Below are 16661 nucleotides of genomic sequence, written 5' to 3' on the forward strand. Positions count from 1 at the left end.
TTACTTAACGATTTCTGAGATAGCGCCAGCGCCTACGGTACGTCCACCCTCACGGATGGCGAAGCGCAGACCCTTTTCCATAGCAACCGGTGTGTGCAGCGTGATCTCGAGAGCCACGTTGTCGCCTGGCATCACCATCTCGGTGCCTTCCGGCAGCTTTGCCGAACCCGTTACGTCCGTCGTACGGAAGTAGAACTGGGGACGGTAGCCGTTGAAGAACGGGGTGTGACGGCCGCCTTCTTCCTTCGACAGAACGTACACTTCGCCCTTGAACACGGTGTGCGGCGTGATCGATCCCGGCTTCGCCAGAACCATGCCGCGCTCCACGTCGTCCTTCGCCGTACCACGCAGCAACAGACCTGCGTTGTCGCCAGCAAGACCTTCGTCCAGCTGCTTCTTGAACATTTCAACGCCGGTCACGGTCGTCGCCTGCGTATCGCGGAAGCCCACGATCTGTGCCGGCTCGCCAACCTTGATGCGACCACGCTCGATACGGCCCGTCACTACAGTTCCACGGCCCGAGATCGAGAAGATGTCTTCGATCGGCATCAGGAACGGCAGGTCGACCAGACGGTCAGGCTGCGGAACGTTGTCGTCCACGGCCTGCATCAACTCGTCGATCTTTGCTTCCCACTGAGCTTCGCCGTTCAGCGCGCCCAGAGCCGAGCCACGGATGACAGGAACGTCATCGCCAGGGAACTCGTACTTGCTGAGCAGTTCACGAACTTCCATCTCGACCAGGTCGATCAGTTCGGGATCTTCCACAGCATCGCACTTGTTCAGGAACACAACGATGTACGGCACGCCAACCTGACGAGCGAGCAGAACGTGCTCCTTCGTCTGGGGCATCGGGCCGTCGGTCGCTGCAACCACCAGGATCGCGCCGTCCATCTGCGCTGCGCCCGTGATCATGTTCTTGATGTAGTCAGCGTGGCCCGGGCAGTCAACGTGTGCATAGTGACGGTTCGCCGTCTCGTACTCCACGTGCGAGGTCGAGATCGTGATACCACGCTCGCGCTCTTCCGGTGCGTTATCAATCGTGTCAAACGAACGGAAGCTGTTCTTCGGGTTGTGCTTCGAAAGAACCTTCGTGATCGCCGCTGTCAACGTCGTCTTGCCGTGATCGATATGACCAATCGTGCCAACGTTTACGTGAGGCTTACTACGGTCAAATTTTTCCTTCGCCATTGCTCTCTTGCTCCTGAGTTGTAAGCCGTTTGCCAGGCGGCTCCAAAGATGGTTTCAGAACGTGGTGCGGGCTGCCGCACGGTGCGGCTCCAAGCCCAGGGAAACTTTTACGGGGATGTCCGTTGGCCTCAGTAGTAGGCGTAGACCTTCAGATACTTCTGGCGATAGGTCGGATCTACCTTCTCCAACGTGGAGAGGTAAAGCTCGCGAATCATGCCCTGGTCGCCGTTGTTCAGGCTGTTGTAGGCCTGTTCTGTGCCGGAACCCAGCTTGCCTGCGCGGAGAACATCTTCGAACTCGCGGATGCGCAGCTTCGAGCGATCGAGCGACTTGAGGAAGTCCGATACCTTTGCCGAAGAGAAAGAGTTGTCGATGGCCGATTTGACGGCGTCGAATGCCTGCTGGTTCTCGACTGCGATGGTTGCTTGCTCGTACATGCCGTGTCCTGGGGACTCCTACTTTAAAACTCTGGAGCGGGAGACCGGGATCGAACCGGCGACCAACAGCTTGGAAGGCTGTGACTCTACCACTGAGTTACTCCCGCGCCCTAAAGCTGTTAGCTGTTAGCTAATAGCTTTGCAATCTGGAGCTGATGGAGGGGATTGAACCCTCGACCTCTCCCTTACCAAGGGAGTGCTCTGCCACTGAGCTACATCAGCCCTACTTCGTTGAAGGCCGTTGGTCGCGCCCTCTTCGAACCGCGCTTTGCCTGCCCAAGAGCACGCGAAACGCGAAAAACCCTAACAACACCCACCCAAGGCTCCGGTATTTTCCGGGTTCCATGGTGAGCCAGACTCCGATGGCGGCTATTGCGATCACCCCAAGCGCGACGTACATTCGCTGCTGTGATCCCGGTCCGTCCATCTTCATCTTTCGAGGTTCTCATACATCTGAGATCCCCTTAAATCTTATGGTGCACAGGGAAGGATTCGAACCTTCGTAACGCGTTGCGTGGCAGATTTACAGTCTGCTGCCATTAACCACTCGGCCACCTGTGCACTTCGCCTGTTGTGTTGCCTGGGAATCGGGATGCTGGAGCTGACGAAGGGATTTGAACCCCCGACCCTCTGATTACAAATCAGATGCTCTACCGGCTGAGCTACGCCAGCCCATCTCTGCCGCCAGCCCACGCGAAGTGTACCGGCCCAAAACAAACGCACGCACAACAAACAACGCTGCCATGACCTGCGCAGCGCTGTCTTTGACTTTAGCACAAATTCCCGGGGTGGGGCGAGGGCGCGCTTGGAAGGCTTCTGAGAGGCAAAACGTGAAAAACGCCACGTGCTCCAGGGCTGATTTTTACGTTGTTGTGAGCGACATTTGTTTCCTTCGCGAAGTATTATTCCGCTGCTTCCCTGAAACCAATTTCCACGAGGATGAACCGTCCGATGAAACCTGTTGCTCTCCTGTCCGTACTAATGTTTGGCGCTACGGCGCTCTATGCGCAGCAACCGGCTGCTCCTGCGGCCCGTCCTGCTCCAGCTCCATTGCAGGTGCCGAATCCGCACTATGTTTCCGTGCCGATGCATATTGATGTGAATGCGCCGGTGGATAAGGTATGGTCGCGCATTGGCAAGTATTGCGACATTGGCGAATGGGGCATTCCCAATTGCAAGATTTTGTCGGGCGAAGGGGATTTCGGCACGGTGCGGTCGATTGGCAACGAAATCCTGGTGGCCAAGACACAGTACAGCTACACCTACACTCAGCCCGTGCGCGAAGGCGTGACGTACAACCTGTACCACGGCACGTTGGAGGCACGGGCGCTGACGCCGACGACCACGCGCATCTTCTACACGCTGCTGTTCGACAACAGCATGCTGGCGGACGACGCGGCGCGGGAGAAGGACATTGCGAATCGCACCGCGCGGTTTACGAAGATGCTGGGGAATATGAAGACGCTGTGCGAGGGCGGCACGCTACCTCCGGGATCATTGGCTGCACCGCCGGTCATCCCGTCGGCTAAATAGCAGTTTCGGAATCGTGTGCGTGCCGCTGAATGGAGGCACGCACCGGTTCCGGCGGACTGATACCTGGTGCCCGGGGAGACCGCTAAAAATCCGAAGAAACGGGCCAAATATTCATTGCACCGTGAAGACCTTGCGGCGTAGCATTCTCCAGAATTCTCAAAAGAAGTCCCTCCCGTTGCTTCGTCGTACTGATCGCTGTATGCAAGGAGCCTCAATGAAGAATTTTCTGGTTGTAACTCTCACTCTCCCACTCTTGGCCGCTCTCCCCGCACTCGCACAAGCCCCGCAAGCTGCCCCCGCAGATGGCATCACGATGGAAATGATGCCCATCACATCGGAACAGATGGCGACTTGCCGCGGACAAGCCAACTCTCAGTTGGCAACCGAGCAGGACACCCTACACAAACGCGAGCATCAGCAGGACAACGACAAGATGAAACAAGGCGCCGTCACTGGCGCGACGGGGATTGCTACAAGCGCAATCTCTCGCAGAGGCGGATGGTGGGGCTATGGGAACAACAATGGCGCCAACACAGCTGCGGCGACCGGCGCAACGCAACGCACTGATCGCAACAGCGACAACGTTGCCAGCACGACCGCTATGAGCCAGCAAGTCGGTACAGACGCCTACTCGCAATGTGTCGCCGGCATCAAGGGACCGGAGTATATCCACTTCCGCCAGACGGGAAAGATTGAAGCGTACACGGGTGCGCCCATGTCCGGAGCACCGCCGGCTCCCGTTGCCGCCGCTGCTACACCTGCGCCCGCGCCACCGGCAGTTGGTAAGTCGCCCGTGCAGGACGAAGGGGATGGGAAGCACTTCGTCCTCACCGCTCCCGGTCAGACGGAGGCGCGTGAGGTCACACGGATCGGCACGACCAACTCGTACCTGGAGGAAGTGTCGGGCGATAAGTACATCGTGATGCCGGACGGATCCGTCACGCGTATTGCCAACCACGCCGCCAAACCTGCAGCAACGAAGAAGTAACGATTACGCACTGTTTCGAATGAAGAAGCCCGGCATTTCGCCGGGCTTCTTTTTGCATCTCAGCCTCAGCCGAAGATGTTGCGATCCAGGTAGGCGTTGCGGAATTTTCCGTTGGGGTCCATCTCCTTGGCGAAGGCGCGGAAGTGGTCGAGTTCCGCGTATTGCTTGTGGAGATAGGTGGGGTCAGTGGTGAAGACCTTGCCCCAGTGAGGGCGTGTGCCAAACGGCTCAAGCGCTTTCTGGATGTCGGGCAGTACGTTCAGTACAGCTTCCGGTTCGGGCTTCCAGGTGAAGTGGATGGCGAGCGAATCACGCTGGTAGGCCATGCTCATGGGCAGGTCGTCTGCCGCGATCGAGCGCAGTTCTGTAATGAACAGATGCGGCGTGATGCGGTCGCGCAGTTTTTCGACGGCGCGGATTGCTTTGTAGCCATCGCTGCGGGCGACGAAGAATTCTGTTTGAATCTCTTCACCGCTGGAGGGCGTGAACTCCATCTTGAAGTGCGGCAGGCGCAGATACCACGGGCCGATGGTGCCCATTTGTTCGGTGCAGGCGTCCGCGGGATGGTCGTCGATGGGGTGCATTTTGCGTTTTTGCAGCGTCGCCCCGTAGAACATAGGCGGCATCTCTTTTTGTGCCGTTGCCTTGTCCTTGATCCACACCTGATTGACGCGGTTCTTCTGCCAGTCTGTGAAGAGTGAGACGGAGTAACCGGAAGCCATGATGGCTTCGAGGTTGTGCTCCAGTTCATTGAATGACAGGTTCTGATAGACGACCTGCGACATGTCGTAACGCGGCAGGATGTCGAGCGTAACTTTTGTGATGACGCCGATGGCTCCAAGGTGGACGATAGCGTAGCGGAAGCGGTCGCCATCGTGGTCGCGGGAGAGATGGACGATGCTGCCGTCGGCTTCGACGATTTCCAATGCACGGACGGCGGAGGAGAGGTTCTTATTGTGTACGCCGGAGCCGTGGGTTGCCGTGGCGATGGTGCCACCAACGGAGATGTGCGGTAGCGAGGCGAGGTTGGCGAGTGCGAATCCGGCTCTGTCGAGGGTGGGTGCGAGTTCGCCATAGGCAATGCCTGCGCCGACGGTGACGGTCTTCGCTGCTGCATCAATGAAGATGCCTTTCACTTCGCGCATGGAGATCTGTGCGGCGGTGGAATCGGCGATGTTGTTGAAGCAGTGGCGCGAACCAAGGCCTTTGAGCTTTGCGTTTGCCTTGACGATCTCCGGCACCTGCGCCGCGTCGGTGGGTGCGTAGACGCGGTTGGTGCTGTAATGCAGGTTCTTGGCCCAGTTGGTGCGCGGTACGGCAGCGTGATCGTTCATGGCATTTCCTTGTCCCATCATCCACCGTGTGGTGCCACCTGTGGCAAGCGCCATGGCTCCTGTTTGCAACAGTTCGCGTCGATTCATGCTCATGCTCCTTCGCGAAGACTGTATACACGGAGGGATTGGTGCGAGTCGAATTGGGACGGTCGTGTACCCGAATAGTGCGGGCGGATCGTCTCTATCTATGTCATTCTGCTTTGCGGAGTCCTTCATCCTGATGCGTCGTTTACTTCTTTCCGCTGTTTTTGTTGTTACGCCACTTTTGTATGCGCAGAGTGGCGTTGAGGGACCGTTGCCGCAATTGTCTGACGGCGGAAAGGTTGCGGCCAAGCAGCATAGTCCCGTGCTGACCAACGACGCCATTGTGAAGATGAGCAGGGCGGGGCTGGAGGACGGCATCATCCTTCAGACGGTGCGTTCGCAGCCGGGCGAGTACAAGACGGGGCCGGACGATCTTGTTGCGTTAAAGGACGCGGGAGTGTCGCAGGCGGTGATCTCTGCGATGTTGGGGAAGAATAGCGGACTGGATACACATCCGGTGGCGCCGGTGGAGGTGACTCCGCTGTCAGTGAATAGCGATGATCCGGGCGTGTATTTCAAGAATGCGCAGGGCCAGTGGGAACTGGTTGGGCCGGAGCTGGTGAAGTATCGCGATGGTGGTGCTTTGAAAAGCGTTCTGACCCACGACATCGTCAAGAAGGATGAGAACGGTGTTGTGACCGGGCCGAAGTCGCACCTGAAAATCTCACCCGGCACGGAGATGATGATCCTTGCGCCGAGCATGCAGGTGGATGCGGTGGAGTACGTGATCCTGCGCTTTCATGAGAAGAGCGACCGTCGTGAATTTCGTGTGAAGACAGGGAACGTCTTCCACGCAGAAACCAATGCGGACCGCGATACCGTGGACATTCCGATTCACAAGGTAAGTTCGCGTCTGTTTGGATTCACCGTGCCGCGCGATTTGCAGAAGGGTGAGTACGGCGTGCTTGCTCCCGGTTCCGCTGGTGCGCCAGGCATTGCGCACGCCGGGAAGATTTATACATTTTCTATTTCGGAATAGAATGGCCCGATTCCCACGACGAGGGAATCCAGTTTGCAACGTATTGCGCGTAACGAAAGTCGATTAGGCTGAAGTTGCTCTGGCACTGATCCGCGGCTGCCCTCACACATGACATCGAACGCCTCAATCTCCCGTCTGCATGGGCTGGATACGCTGCGCGCTTTTGCAGTGCTGGTGGTGGTGCTGTATCACTTGACCATCTTTGGCGAGTTGCCGCAGGCTTTATTGCCGGTGACGTACTACGGCTTCATGGGCGTGGACCTGTTCTTTGTGTTGAGCGGGTTCCTGATTGGGAGGCAGCTGCTGAAGCCGTATCCACGCGGGAAGCGGCCTTCGATTCGTGAGTTTTATCTGCGACGTGCGTATCGCATTCTGCCTGCGTATTTCGTGGTGGTGGCGCTGTACTTTCTAGTGCCTGCCTGGCGCGACTATCCGCAGTTGCCGTCGCTATGGAAGTTTCTTACGTTCACCATGAACTTCGGCTTCACATTCAGCACACGCGCGTTTTCTCATGCGTGGTCGCTGTGTGTGGAAGAGCACTTCTATTTGGTGTTGCCGTGGTTGGTGTTGCTGATGATGCGCAAACCGTCTGTGTCGAAAACCATTTCTCTGATTGCGTTTGTCGTCGCTGGTGGCATTGCACTGCGGTGGTGGTTGGTGCATCAGTATCCCGATGCGGTGTATGAACGTGTGTATTACCCCACGTATACGCGGTTAGATGGGTTGGTTGTGGGTGTGTGTCTTGCGTTGGTAAATGCATTCCGGCCTGAGTGGTGGAGGGCGTGGATGCGACGCGGGCACTTATTGTTTCTTGCTGGGATTGCTTGTGTTTCAGCAGTTATATGGATGTTTCGCGGACAGGATCTGGGGAGTGATTCGGGACCGGCGAAGTGGGGCGTGATTATTGGGTTTCCGCTGCTGTCACTGGGGCTTGGCATGGTGACTGCGTCTGCGATGAGTGAGAAGGGATGGCTTGCGCGTGTACGTGTTCCGGGGGCGGAGATGCTGGCCACGCTGGCCTTTGCACTGTACTTGACGCACAAGCCTGTGGCGCATTTTGTGATGTTGCATGTGCCGAGCATTGCAGAACCGCATGGGCCTGCATCGTGGCTGATGTATGCAGTGGTTTGCCTGGGAGCGGCAGTGGCGTTGCATGTTGTGGTGGAACGGCCTGCGATTTGGTTGCGTGATCGCTCATTACGAGAAAAGCCGAAGGAGTTGGATGCCGAGATGCGTGTCGATCCGGCGCTCTAATTCTGCTTTTCAGCGAAGACGCTTTTGAGATAGAGCGAGAGCACTGTCTTGAATTCAGTGACGACGCGGGGCCGGTCTGCGGTGGTGCTGTCCACGTAGAGCGTGACCATGCCTTTGGTGATTTGCAGCACGGTGTTCGCGCAAAGGTAGGCGCGTGCGTCATCGAGTTGCGGAGCGCAACGTTGCAAAGCTTTTTGCAGCACTACACGGAAGGCATGGCGTGTGGCGGGATCGCGACGGAAGCGCACGGGCGCTGCCTGCAATTGCCAATACGCTGGCTGCTTTGCAGTGAATTCGAGGAAGCTGTCCAGGAAGCGGTCCGCGAATTTCTTTGCGGAGGCTCCTGAAAGTTGCTCAAACTCAGGTTCCCAGTAGGCGCCCAGCGCATCAGCGTATTGCGCAGCTAAAGCGCGTGCCAGCGCGACTTTATCAGGGAAATAACTGTATAGCGCGCCGATGGAAGAACCGGCGCGTTCTGCCACCGCCGTCATGGTGGTGCCTTCGTATCCCTGCTCTACAAAGAGCGATTCGGCAGCGCCAAGAAACGCCTCCACGCGCTTTGTGGCGCGATCTTGCTGCGGGGCGCGGCGTACCGGGATTGACGAAGTTGAGGGCACCCTCATATTCTAGCAATAGCAAAATGTGAGGATGTCCTCATGTTTTGTGAATAGGAGATGACAGGCATGGCGGATAAGACACTTTCACTGGACGCGAAAAAGACGGCGCTGGTTCTGATTGATTTGCAGTACGCCATTGTGGGGCGCGATGTGCAGCCCCATGCGGCGAAGGATGTGGTGGAACGTTCGCGGCGCATGGCAGAGGCGTTGCGGTCGAAGGGCGGCACGGTGGTGTATGTACACGTGAACTTGCAGGACTTCATGCAGCCGCAGGCCGATGAGCCAACCCAGCTTCCGAAGGATATTCCGGCGATGGCCAGCGAGATTGTTCCTGAGGCCGGGAAGCAGGATGGTGACCTGGTGATTGCGAAGCGGCACTGGGGTGCATTTGCGCAGACGAACCTTGAGGCAGAGCTTCGTGCGCGCGGCGTGGAGACGATTGTGTTGGCGGGCATTGCAACGAACATCGGCGTGGAGTCGACGTTCCGGCAGGGCACTGGTCTGGGCTTCGCATTTGTTGTGGTGGAAGATGCGTGCGCCACGTTCAGCGCAGAGATGCAGGACTTTGCGTTTAAGAACATCTTTCCTCGTGCGGGGCTGGTGCGTTCGACGGATGAGGTGATTGCAGCCATTGTCTAGCGTCGTTACAGAACGCGCGGATACGGCGCTGATCTGGAAGGTGGGAGCGGTCGCCGTTATGGGATCGTTCCTGTCGCAGATGGATGCGACGGTGGTGAATGTTTCGCTGCCCACGCTGGTGCGGGATCTGCATAGCAACCTTTCTGTGATGCAGTGGGTGACGAGCGGCTATTTGCTGGCGTTGGCATTCATGTTGCCGCTGAATGGCTGGCTTGTGGACCGCATCGGTGCGCGGCGTTTGTACATGATTTGCCTGTCGACGTTCACAGTGTCCTCAGCGTTGTGTGCAGCCGCGTCGTCCGCGGAGATGTTAGTAGCGTTTCGCGTGCTGCAGGGGCTGAGCGGTGGGCTGTTGGCTCCGATGGCGCAGTTGATGATGGCGCGCGTGGCGGGCAAGAACATGGCACGCGTGATGGGCTATGCGACGTTGCCGATTTTGCTGGGGCCTCTGGTGGGGCCGGTGATTGCGGGCGCGATTCTGCAACATGCGTCGTGGCACTGGCTGTTTCTGGTGAATGTGCCGGTGGGTGTCGTTGCAGTGCTGTGCGCGATGTTCCTGTTGCCGAACGATGAGGCAGAGCGTAATCCGCGGTCGCTGGATCTGTTGGGATTAGCGATTCTTTCCCCGAGTATGGTGCTGTTTCTGTATGGCGCGGACCATGTGCGTGAACGCATGGGGTTGGCGTTATTGTTCGTAGCGACGTTGTGCTTTGTGTTGTTCGTGCGCCGTGCACGGCTTCGCGGAGACGATGCGCTGGTGGATCTGAAGCTATTTCACGGAACGTTTCGCGTCGCTGCGATGACACAGTTTCTATCGAACGGTGCGGTGTATTCGTTCCAGTTGCTGCTGCCATATCTGCTGGTGCGGCAGATGGGGTTGTCACCCGCGAAGGTGGGATGGTTGTTGGTGCCGCTTGGGCTGGGGATGCTGTTGGTGTATCCGTCGAACGGTTGGTTGCAGGAGCGATTCGGGATTCGCAGACTGGCGGTGGTCGGGGCTTCGATTGTTGCGTTGACGACGATTCCGTTTGTGTTGATGCCCATGCGCGGTTTGAGTATTCCTGTGCTGGTGGTTGCGCTGTTTTTGCGTGGCATGGGGCAAGGCGCGATCGGATTGCCTTCGATAACGGCAGCGTATCTTGCGGTGCCGCGCAGAGAGTTGCCAATGGCGACGACATCGATGAACATCGTGCAGCGACTGGGCGGGCCGACGCTCACAACGCTGTGCGCGACGTTGCTGGCATGGGGTATGGAACAGGGAACGCAACCTGTAGCGTTTGCCTGGGTGTTCGGGTTTCTTTGCTTGATCAATCTGGCAGTGGTGGCGGCCACGTTGCGCCTTCCATTGCGTGCTTCGCAAGCCGACGCATAGAAATACGGCGGAAACGTGCCGGTCGCGCTATTCTGCTGTGGAGTGGAACCGCGACGAAAACGCCGGCTGTATTCCCTGGGTATTCCCATTGCGCTGATTGTGGTGCTGATCGTGGCGCTGGTGCTGCGCTTTCATGCGCCGCCTGAGGTGGCGCGTCTGCTGCCGGAATCCGACGCGATTGTTTACATGAGTTTGAAGCCGGTGCGCGCGGCGACCCACTTCGATGAGAAACCCGTTACGCCTTCGCCGGAGTATGCGAAGTTTCTGGACGGCACCGGATTCCACTGGGAACACGATTTGGATCGCATTGCCGTGTCGCTGCATCGCATGCCCGATCCGAATGGGCCGAATGGCGTGGTGGCGTATACGGGCGTGATGGAAGGGCGCTTTGATTCGCGCAAGCTGACGGAGTATCTGCAGAAGAACAGTGTTGCGACGGAGAATTACGCCGGGCATACGGTGTACACCGTTCCCGGCAGTGAAGGCCGCGTGATGCGCGTGAGCGCGCTGGGATACGACATGGTTGTCGCGAGCAACATGCCCACGCCGGAACAGATTCATTCTGTGATTGATCGTTATGCAGGGGGAGCGTCACCGTTCTCGGGATCGTCACTGTTGTCGTTGCGATATCGTGAGGTGCCTTACTTCGCGCTGGCGTGGGGCATTGGTCATGTGGGTTTGCCGTTCAGCGATCGCGGCAATATCCAGGTGTTCGGTGTGACCTTGCCGATGAGCGAGGATACGGACTTCATCGCATCGCTTGCGTTCCGTGGCAGTTTGCAACTGCGGGTGGAGGAGCTTGCTGCTTCTGAGGCGGATGCGATGCAGACAGCGGCGAATCTGGCGACCATTCTGCAAATTGCGCGCGGATTCTCGCAGGGCACGGCGACGCCGCAGGATGCGGCGCTGCACCAGGCGTTTGCTTCGCTTTCGGTGGAGCAGAAGAAGAGTCGCGTGGTGATTACGGGCGATGTTTCGCGTTCGCTGCTGAGTGAAGCGGTGGGCGGGAAGTAATGCTTAGCGGACTGCGATGAGTGCTCGGTTTCACATCCGTGTCGCGACGCTGGAGGACATTCCTGCGCTACACCAGTTGATTGAAGCTTCTGTGCGGCAGTTGCAAACGAACGAGTACACCGCAGAGCAGAGGGATGGCGCTCTAGGGCATGTATTCGGAGTGGACACGCAACTGATCCAGGATCAGACGTACTTTGTGGCATGTCCCGCAGAACAGCCGACGGTGATTGCCGGGTGTGGTGGATGGAGCTTTCGCAAGACGTTGTTTGGAAGCGATCATGGACCGGGGAGGATCCCGGAGGTGCTTGATCCGACAGCCGATGCTGCAAAGATTCGCGCAATCTTTATCCATCCAGAATGGGCGCGACAGGGTTTGGGCTCCTTGATTCTGGAGCACTGCGAAAACGCTGCGCAGAACGCCGGATTTGGGCGATTTGAGATGGGTTCCACGCTGACGGGGGTGGCGCTGTATGCGCTGAAGGGATACCGGGAGGAAGAGCGCATCGAGGTGCCTCTCCCGAACGGCAGCCTGCTTCCGATTGTCCACATGGTGAAGCTTTTGAAGGGTGTCGAAACGACATCTTGAACAGCCGATTCATGGCGTTCGATTGCAGTTGCAAAATGTGTGCGCTGGGCATTTCATTTGGGCATGGACAACTTCCGTCGCGCCGCCGTTTTTTGTTCTGCTGTTTTGTTTGCCTCCACGCTTGCCGCCCAGACGAAGACAGGACAGACCGCCTTTGAAGATGCCGTGGATGAAAAGCCCGGCAATCGCATTCACATTACGCTGGCCGATTTGCCCGCGCCGCATCCGGATGAGACGGTTGCAAATGGGCCGCAGCTCGCCCCACGCAACGGAGCGATCCCGATTGCGAAACCCGGGTATCGCGTGGAACTGTACGCCGAGGGTGATTTCAAGACTCCGAGGCTGATTCGTACAGCTCCGAATGGCGATTTGTTCCTGGCAGATTCGGGGGCGGGATCGGTGATTGTGTTGCGTGGCGTGGGCGTAAATGGCCGGGCGGCACAGCGCGAGGTGTTCGCGACGGGCTTGAACAGGCCGTTTGGCATCAACTTCTGGCCTGCGGATAACCCCAAGTATGTGTATGTCGCGAACACGGATTCCGTGGTTCGTTTCCCGTATAAGAGCGGTGATCTGAAAGCCACGGGCGCGGCCGAGACCGTGGTGACGGGTATCCCTGCGGGCGGCGGCCACTGGACACGCGATGTAGTGTTTGCGAAGGATGGCCAGAGGATGTTTGTGTCTGTGGGGTCAGGGTCGAACGTGGATGATCCTGATACACATCCTGCGGAGAAGAATCGTGCGGATGTGCTGGAGTACAAACCGGATGGCACGTTTGTGAAGGTGTTTGCGTATGGCATTCGCAACTGCGTGGGCGAGGCCATTCAACCGGAAACGGGCGACCTGTGGTGCAGCGTAAATGAACGAGATTTGCTGGGCAATCACCTGGTGCCCGACTACATCACGCATGTGCAGGAGGGTGGGTTCTACGGCTGGCCTTGGTGGTACATGGGAGGCAAGCAGGATCCGCGCCATGCTGGGAAGCACCCGGAGCTGCAGGCTAAGGTGATTACACCGGATGTATTGATGCAGCCGCATAACGGCTCGCTGCAGATGACGTTTTATGAGGGCAAGAATGTACCGGGCATTGCGAAGGGCGACATCTTTGCAGCGGAGCATGGTTCATGGAATCGAAAGGAACGCACTGGATATGAAGTGGCTCGCATCTCGGTAAAAAACGGTAAGGCGCTCGGCGAGTATGAAGACTTTCTGACGGGCTTCACGACGCCCGATGGCAAGGTCTGGGGACGGCCTGTGGGCGTTGCGGTAGCAAAGGATAGTGCCATTATTGTGGTCGAAGATGGGGCGGATACGGTCTGGCGCGTCACGTGGGTGGGGAAACAGAACTAAATCCGTCTGAAATTCAAAGAAACACAGGATTTAGCAAAGAGTGGGACGGATGCTTCGGCGTTCGTCCCACTTTGGTGTCAGAGGCACATTTGCCTGTGAAAAAGAATGCTTCCGTGTGGAACTGAATCGCAACTCCTTGCGTACTGCATTTCATGGGTACGCTGTCCATTGCGATGACGCCGATGTTCCCCGGGATGACGGGCTGGAAGATGCCAGCTGCGCCCCGTTCGGCAAAAGTTCTGTCGCCACTGCCTGTGGTTGAAGCCCCGGTCGCTGCGGCTAAGGAAGTGAAAACGCCGAGGCGTGCGAAGAAGGATTCCGAGGCGAACATTGTTAGTCTGCGCGAGCGGGACCTGCCGGTGATCCGGGATCGCCGCGGTGTGTTAACGGATGTGCCTCTGGAGGCATCGGCAGCGAGCGACTCGCACGGTACACTGTCGCAACTGGCAGAGGGACAGAGTTTGCAGCGTACACCAGAGGAAAGCCGGAATCTGGAGCCGTGGAATGCGGCTGCGCCGTCTGCGCCCGTGATGGACGCGGCGAAGGCGCAGGAACTGGAGGCGTTGCACCGGCTGGTGTACGCGTGCCTGCGCGGCGATTCGTCTGCGTGGCAGCAGCTAGTTGTTGCGCAGCATCGCCGGGTGTACGGCATCTGCTATCGCTTTACGGGATCGCCCACGGATGCGGAAGACCTGACGCAGGATGTGTTCCTGAAGGTTTACAAGAATCTGCCGGGGTTTGATCCGGAAAAAGGCGCGTTTACAACGTGGTTGACCACGCTGACGCGAAACATGCTGGTGGACCACTTCCGCCGCACACGCCTGGATCGCGCCACGGATTCGCTGGACGAAAACCTGCACGACGAAGACGGCCCCACCATGGCGGAGCGTCTGGCCGACACGCGGCCTAACCAGATGGAGCAGGTGGCGCGGCAGGAGATGCGTGTTCGCATCCAGCATGCGCTGAAACAGCTTTCGCCGGAGTTGCGTGAGGCTGTCATTCTGCGCGATCTGCAGGACATGGATTATCGAGAGATTGCCGCGGTTCTGCGTGTGCCGGAGGGCACCGTAAAGAGCCGAATAAGCCGGGGTCGCGCAGAGTTGGCGCGCATGCTCGGACGCACAGAGAGGAAGGTGATGTAGGTGAGCGATGAGAAAGCCAATTCGACAGAGGGAGGAAAGAAGCGCATGAGCCGGCTCACCTGCACGCAGTGCGAGACGATGCTGCTTGACGCCGCGGACGGCGTTCTGCTGGCCGAAGACGATACGCATTTCCGCCTGCACTTGGCCGAATGCCCGTCGTGCGAAAAGCTCTACGAAGAAATTCGCAAGGGCGATGCATGGATGGACATGCTGAAGGAGGAAGAACCGGTTCCCCCAGCGAACATGGTGGCGCGCATCCTGATGCGGACCAGTGGCAATGAAGGTCTGGCCAGCGCGATGGCGGCACAGGTGGCGCATTCGGGGTCTCTGTTCGGGCATAGCCAGGGCGCAAAGGTTCTGCCCTTCCGTGCACCGGAACCCAAGAATGCATGGGCGCGCATGGTGCATACGGTGATGCAACCGCGCTTTGCCATGACGGCCGCGATGGCGTTCTTCTCCATTGCGCTGACTTTGAATCTGTTTGGCGTTCACGTTGGTGCGTTGCGTGCAAGCGACCTGAAGCCTTCTAGTCTTCGCCGCAGCTTCTGGAGCATGAACAGCCAGGTGGTGCGGTATTACGACAATCTTCGCGTGGTGTACGAGTTGGAATCGCGTGTGCGTGAGATGCAGCGAGATACCGACAGCGGAACGCAACGCGGTGTTACCAACCAACCGGAGAAGAAGGACGATTCGGAACAGCGTCCCGTACCCTCTGGACAGCCTCGCAGCAGTTCACCCTTTCCCAGACACGAACTGCACGTCGATTGGCACCACCCGCACTTCCAGGAAGTGCAGAGCAGCAGAGAGACTTCCGCAGTGGATCATCGCGGAAAAGGAGAGCAAGCATGAGCATCCAGGACAACAGCAATCAGCAGGGCTACACTGCGCCGGGTGCTTCCGCGGGTTACGACCCGCAGATGGGTACGCACGGTACGAATTATGACCCGGCAGGGGCAGTTCCTCCGCCTCAGCCACCCTATGCTTATCCTCCACCGCCGGGAACGCATATTCCTAATCCTCTGCTGGCGGGCCTGCTGGGATGCATCCCCGGTGTGGGCGCCATGTACAACGGCCAGTTTGCCAAGGGGTTGGCGCATATCGCGATCTTTGCGATCTTCGTCTCTCTGGCCAATCACGTCAGCGATATATTTGGGATTTTCGTTGCTGGCTGGATGGTCTACATGGCTTTTGAGTCTTACCAGACAGCACTGGCGCGCCGTGATGGTCGTCCGTTGCCAGATCCCTTCGGACTGAACAACATTGGCGAACGCTTTGGGTTTCAGCCGCACTCTCATCCTGACCTGAACCGTACGTGGTCGCAGACCGTGGGCCGTATGCCTGGTGCTGCACCGGCGATGGAAGAGACGCGCTACGATGCAGCGACCGGAGCTAGCTACTACTCACGTACGGATGCAGCTGGAAACACGAGCACCTACCAGGTAGATCCCGCGGGGAACGTGTATTCGCAGAGCTCGACGACGACCGCGCCGCCTGCTGGATACGCGCCTCCGCCTGCGGGTTATGCGCCGCCGTATGACCCGGCAGCGTATGGTGTGCCGCCTGTGCCTCCTCCGGCCTATGGCATGCCTCCCGTCCCTCCTGTTCCGCCGATGCCTATCGTGCCTCCGGCCAAGCAGATTCCTGCCGGTGCGTTCTGGCTCATTGGTCTTGGAATCTTTGCCCTGCTGGGTTCTTTGCGGCCGTTCTCTGGCCTGGAAGGCGAAGCGACCGGCGGCCTGTTCCTGATGGGGTTGGGTGCATTCCTGATCTATCGCCGTCACACGGCACTGCGGTACCTGTATCCCGAAGGTTCGCCCGAGCTGGAGTTCAGCAATGTCCGAGCCTATCGCGGAGCTGCCATTGTGTTTGTCGTCGGACTACTGGTTTTCCTGCAGGGACTGCATGTGTTGCATGGTCAGCTGTTTGGGGCGGTGTTCCTGATTGCGCTGGGTGGGCTCCTGCTGGTGGAACGTGTAACGCAGAGCCGCACCACGACGGGTTATCCGGGCTATCCCGGATATCCGGGACAGCCCGCTCCTCCCGTAACGGAGCCGGTTGCATCGAAGGATGAGCCGGTTTCGATTGTTCCGAAGTACACGCGGCCAGAGAATGATCTGCACATCGGCAACGATGAGGAAGGACGGTAA

General features: G+C 58.2%; 16 protein-coding genes and 4 tRNA genes. 12 read left to right on the top strand and 8 right to left on the bottom strand.

Annotated elements, in window-relative coordinates; all coding sequences use genetic code 11:
* The 6 genes from tuf to M504_RS19270 form a co-directional block, all read right to left on the bottom strand.
* Window positions 1–1188 carry an elongation factor Tu gene (gene tuf, locus M504_RS19240; protein ID WP_047492748.1) on the bottom strand — a complete coding sequence of 396 codons (1188 nt, stop codon included), beginning with the start codon at window positions 1186–1188 and terminating at the stop codon, window positions 1–3.
* Between the two features lie 128 nt (window positions 1189–1316).
* Window positions 1317–1625, bottom strand: coding sequence for a hypothetical protein (locus M504_RS19245; protein ID WP_047497476.1), 309 nt, complete (start codon window positions 1623–1625; stop codon window positions 1317–1319).
* Between the two features lie 32 nt (window positions 1626–1657).
* Window positions 1658–1732: transfer RNA gene (locus tag M504_RS19250), tRNA-Gly, on the bottom strand.
* 40 nt (window positions 1733–1772) lie between these two features.
* A tRNA-Thr gene (locus M504_RS19255) sits at window positions 1773–1847 on the bottom strand.
* 252 nt (window positions 1848–2099) lie between these two features.
* A tRNA-Tyr gene (locus M504_RS19265) sits at window positions 2100–2186 on the bottom strand.
* A gap of 35 nt (window positions 2187–2221) precedes the next feature.
* Window positions 2222–2297 (bottom strand) — tRNA-Thr (locus tag M504_RS19270).
* Window positions 2298–2576: 279 nt separating this feature from the next.
* Between M504_RS19270 and M504_RS19275 the strand changes: the two genes are divergently transcribed.
* Window positions 2577–3158, top strand: coding sequence for a hypothetical protein (locus M504_RS19275; RefSeq protein WP_156994046.1), 582 nt, complete (start codon window positions 2577–2579; stop codon window positions 3156–3158).
* Between the two features lie 214 nt (window positions 3159–3372).
* Window positions 3373–4146 carry a hypothetical protein gene (locus M504_RS19280; protein ID WP_047497481.1) on the top strand — a complete coding sequence of 258 codons (774 nt, stop codon included), beginning with the start codon at window positions 3373–3375 and terminating at the stop codon, window positions 4144–4146.
* A gap of 65 nt (window positions 4147–4211) precedes the next feature.
* Here M504_RS19280 and M504_RS19285 read toward each other — a convergent pair whose 3' ends face one another.
* Window positions 4212–5567: a D-arabinono-1,4-lactone oxidase gene (locus tag M504_RS19285; RefSeq protein WP_047497946.1), complete on the bottom strand. Its 1356-nt coding sequence runs from the start codon at window positions 5565–5567 to the stop codon at window positions 4212–4214.
* A 133-nt stretch (window positions 5568–5700) separates the two neighbouring features.
* On the opposite strand from M504_RS19285, the gene M504_RS19290 reads away from it, so the two are divergent.
* Together M504_RS19290 and M504_RS19295 are read left to right on the top strand one after the other, a co-directional pair.
* Window positions 5701–6543 (top strand): hypothetical protein, encoded by an 843-nt coding sequence (locus M504_RS19290; protein ID WP_156994048.1) that lies wholly within the window; start codon window positions 5701–5703, stop codon window positions 6541–6543.
* 108 nt (window positions 6544–6651) lie between these two features.
* Window positions 6652–7797, top strand: coding sequence for an acyltransferase (locus M504_RS19295; RefSeq protein WP_052201083.1), 1146 nt, complete (start codon window positions 6652–6654; stop codon window positions 7795–7797).
* On the opposite strand, the gene M504_RS19300 is transcribed toward M504_RS19295, so the two are convergent.
* On the bottom strand, window positions 7794–8414 hold the full coding sequence (locus M504_RS19300; RefSeq protein ID WP_198137713.1) for a TetR/AcrR family transcriptional regulator: 621 nt from the start codon (window positions 8412–8414) through the stop codon (window positions 7794–7796). The genes M504_RS19295 and M504_RS19300 overlap by 4 nt on opposite strands.
* 66 nt (window positions 8415–8480) lie before the next feature.
* Between M504_RS19300 and M504_RS19305 the strand changes: the two genes are divergently transcribed.
* The 8 genes from M504_RS19305 to M504_RS19340 all read left to right on the top strand — a co-directional run bounded on the left by M504_RS19305 (window position 8481) and on the right by M504_RS19340 (window position 16661).
* Window positions 8481–9053, top strand: a complete 573-nt coding sequence (locus tag M504_RS19305; RefSeq protein WP_047497955.1) for an isochorismatase family protein — start codon at window positions 8481–8483, stop codon at window positions 9051–9053.
* The gene (locus tag M504_RS19310; RefSeq protein ID WP_047497488.1) at window positions 9037–10425 is read left to right on the top strand and encodes a DHA2 family efflux MFS transporter permease subunit; all 1389 of its coding nucleotides are present in this window, start codon (window positions 9037–9039) and stop codon (window positions 10423–10425) included. Before M504_RS19305 ends, M504_RS19310 begins: the two co-directional genes overlap by 17 nt.
* A gap of 42 nt (window positions 10426–10467) precedes the next feature.
* The gene (locus M504_RS19315; RefSeq protein WP_052201085.1) at window positions 10468–11439 is read left to right on the top strand and encodes a hypothetical protein; all 972 of its coding nucleotides are present in this window, start codon (window positions 10468–10470) and stop codon (window positions 11437–11439) included.
* Window positions 11440–11455: 16 nt separating this feature from the next.
* On the top strand, window positions 11456–12025 hold the full coding sequence (locus M504_RS19320; RefSeq protein ID WP_047497490.1) for a GNAT family N-acetyltransferase: 570 nt from the start codon (window positions 11456–11458) through the stop codon (window positions 12023–12025).
* 63 nt (window positions 12026–12088) lie between these two features.
* On the top strand, window positions 12089–13372 hold the full coding sequence (locus M504_RS19325) for a PQQ-dependent sugar dehydrogenase (protein ID WP_047497493.1): 1284 nt from the start codon (window positions 12089–12091) through the stop codon (window positions 13370–13372).
* A gap of 152 nt (window positions 13373–13524) precedes the next feature.
* Complete coding sequence (locus M504_RS19330) at window positions 13525–14514, top strand: RNA polymerase sigma factor (RefSeq protein ID WP_232296378.1); 990 nt, start codon at window positions 13525–13527, stop codon at window positions 14512–14514.
* Between the two features lie 45 nt (window positions 14515–14559).
* Window positions 14560–15363 carry an anti-sigma factor gene (locus M504_RS19335; RefSeq protein WP_156994050.1) on the top strand — a complete coding sequence of 268 codons (804 nt, stop codon included), beginning with the start codon at window positions 14560–14562 and terminating at the stop codon, window positions 15361–15363.
* The gene (locus M504_RS19340; RefSeq protein WP_047497497.1) at window positions 15360–16661 is read left to right on the top strand and encodes a hypothetical protein; all 1302 of its coding nucleotides are present in this window, start codon (window positions 15360–15362) and stop codon (window positions 16659–16661) included. Before M504_RS19335 ends, M504_RS19340 begins: the two co-directional genes overlap by 4 nt.

It is taken from the genome of Terriglobus sp. TAA 43 (assembly GCF_000800015.1).
Classification (GTDB): Bacteria; Acidobacteriota; Terriglobia; order Terriglobales; family Acidobacteriaceae; genus Terriglobus.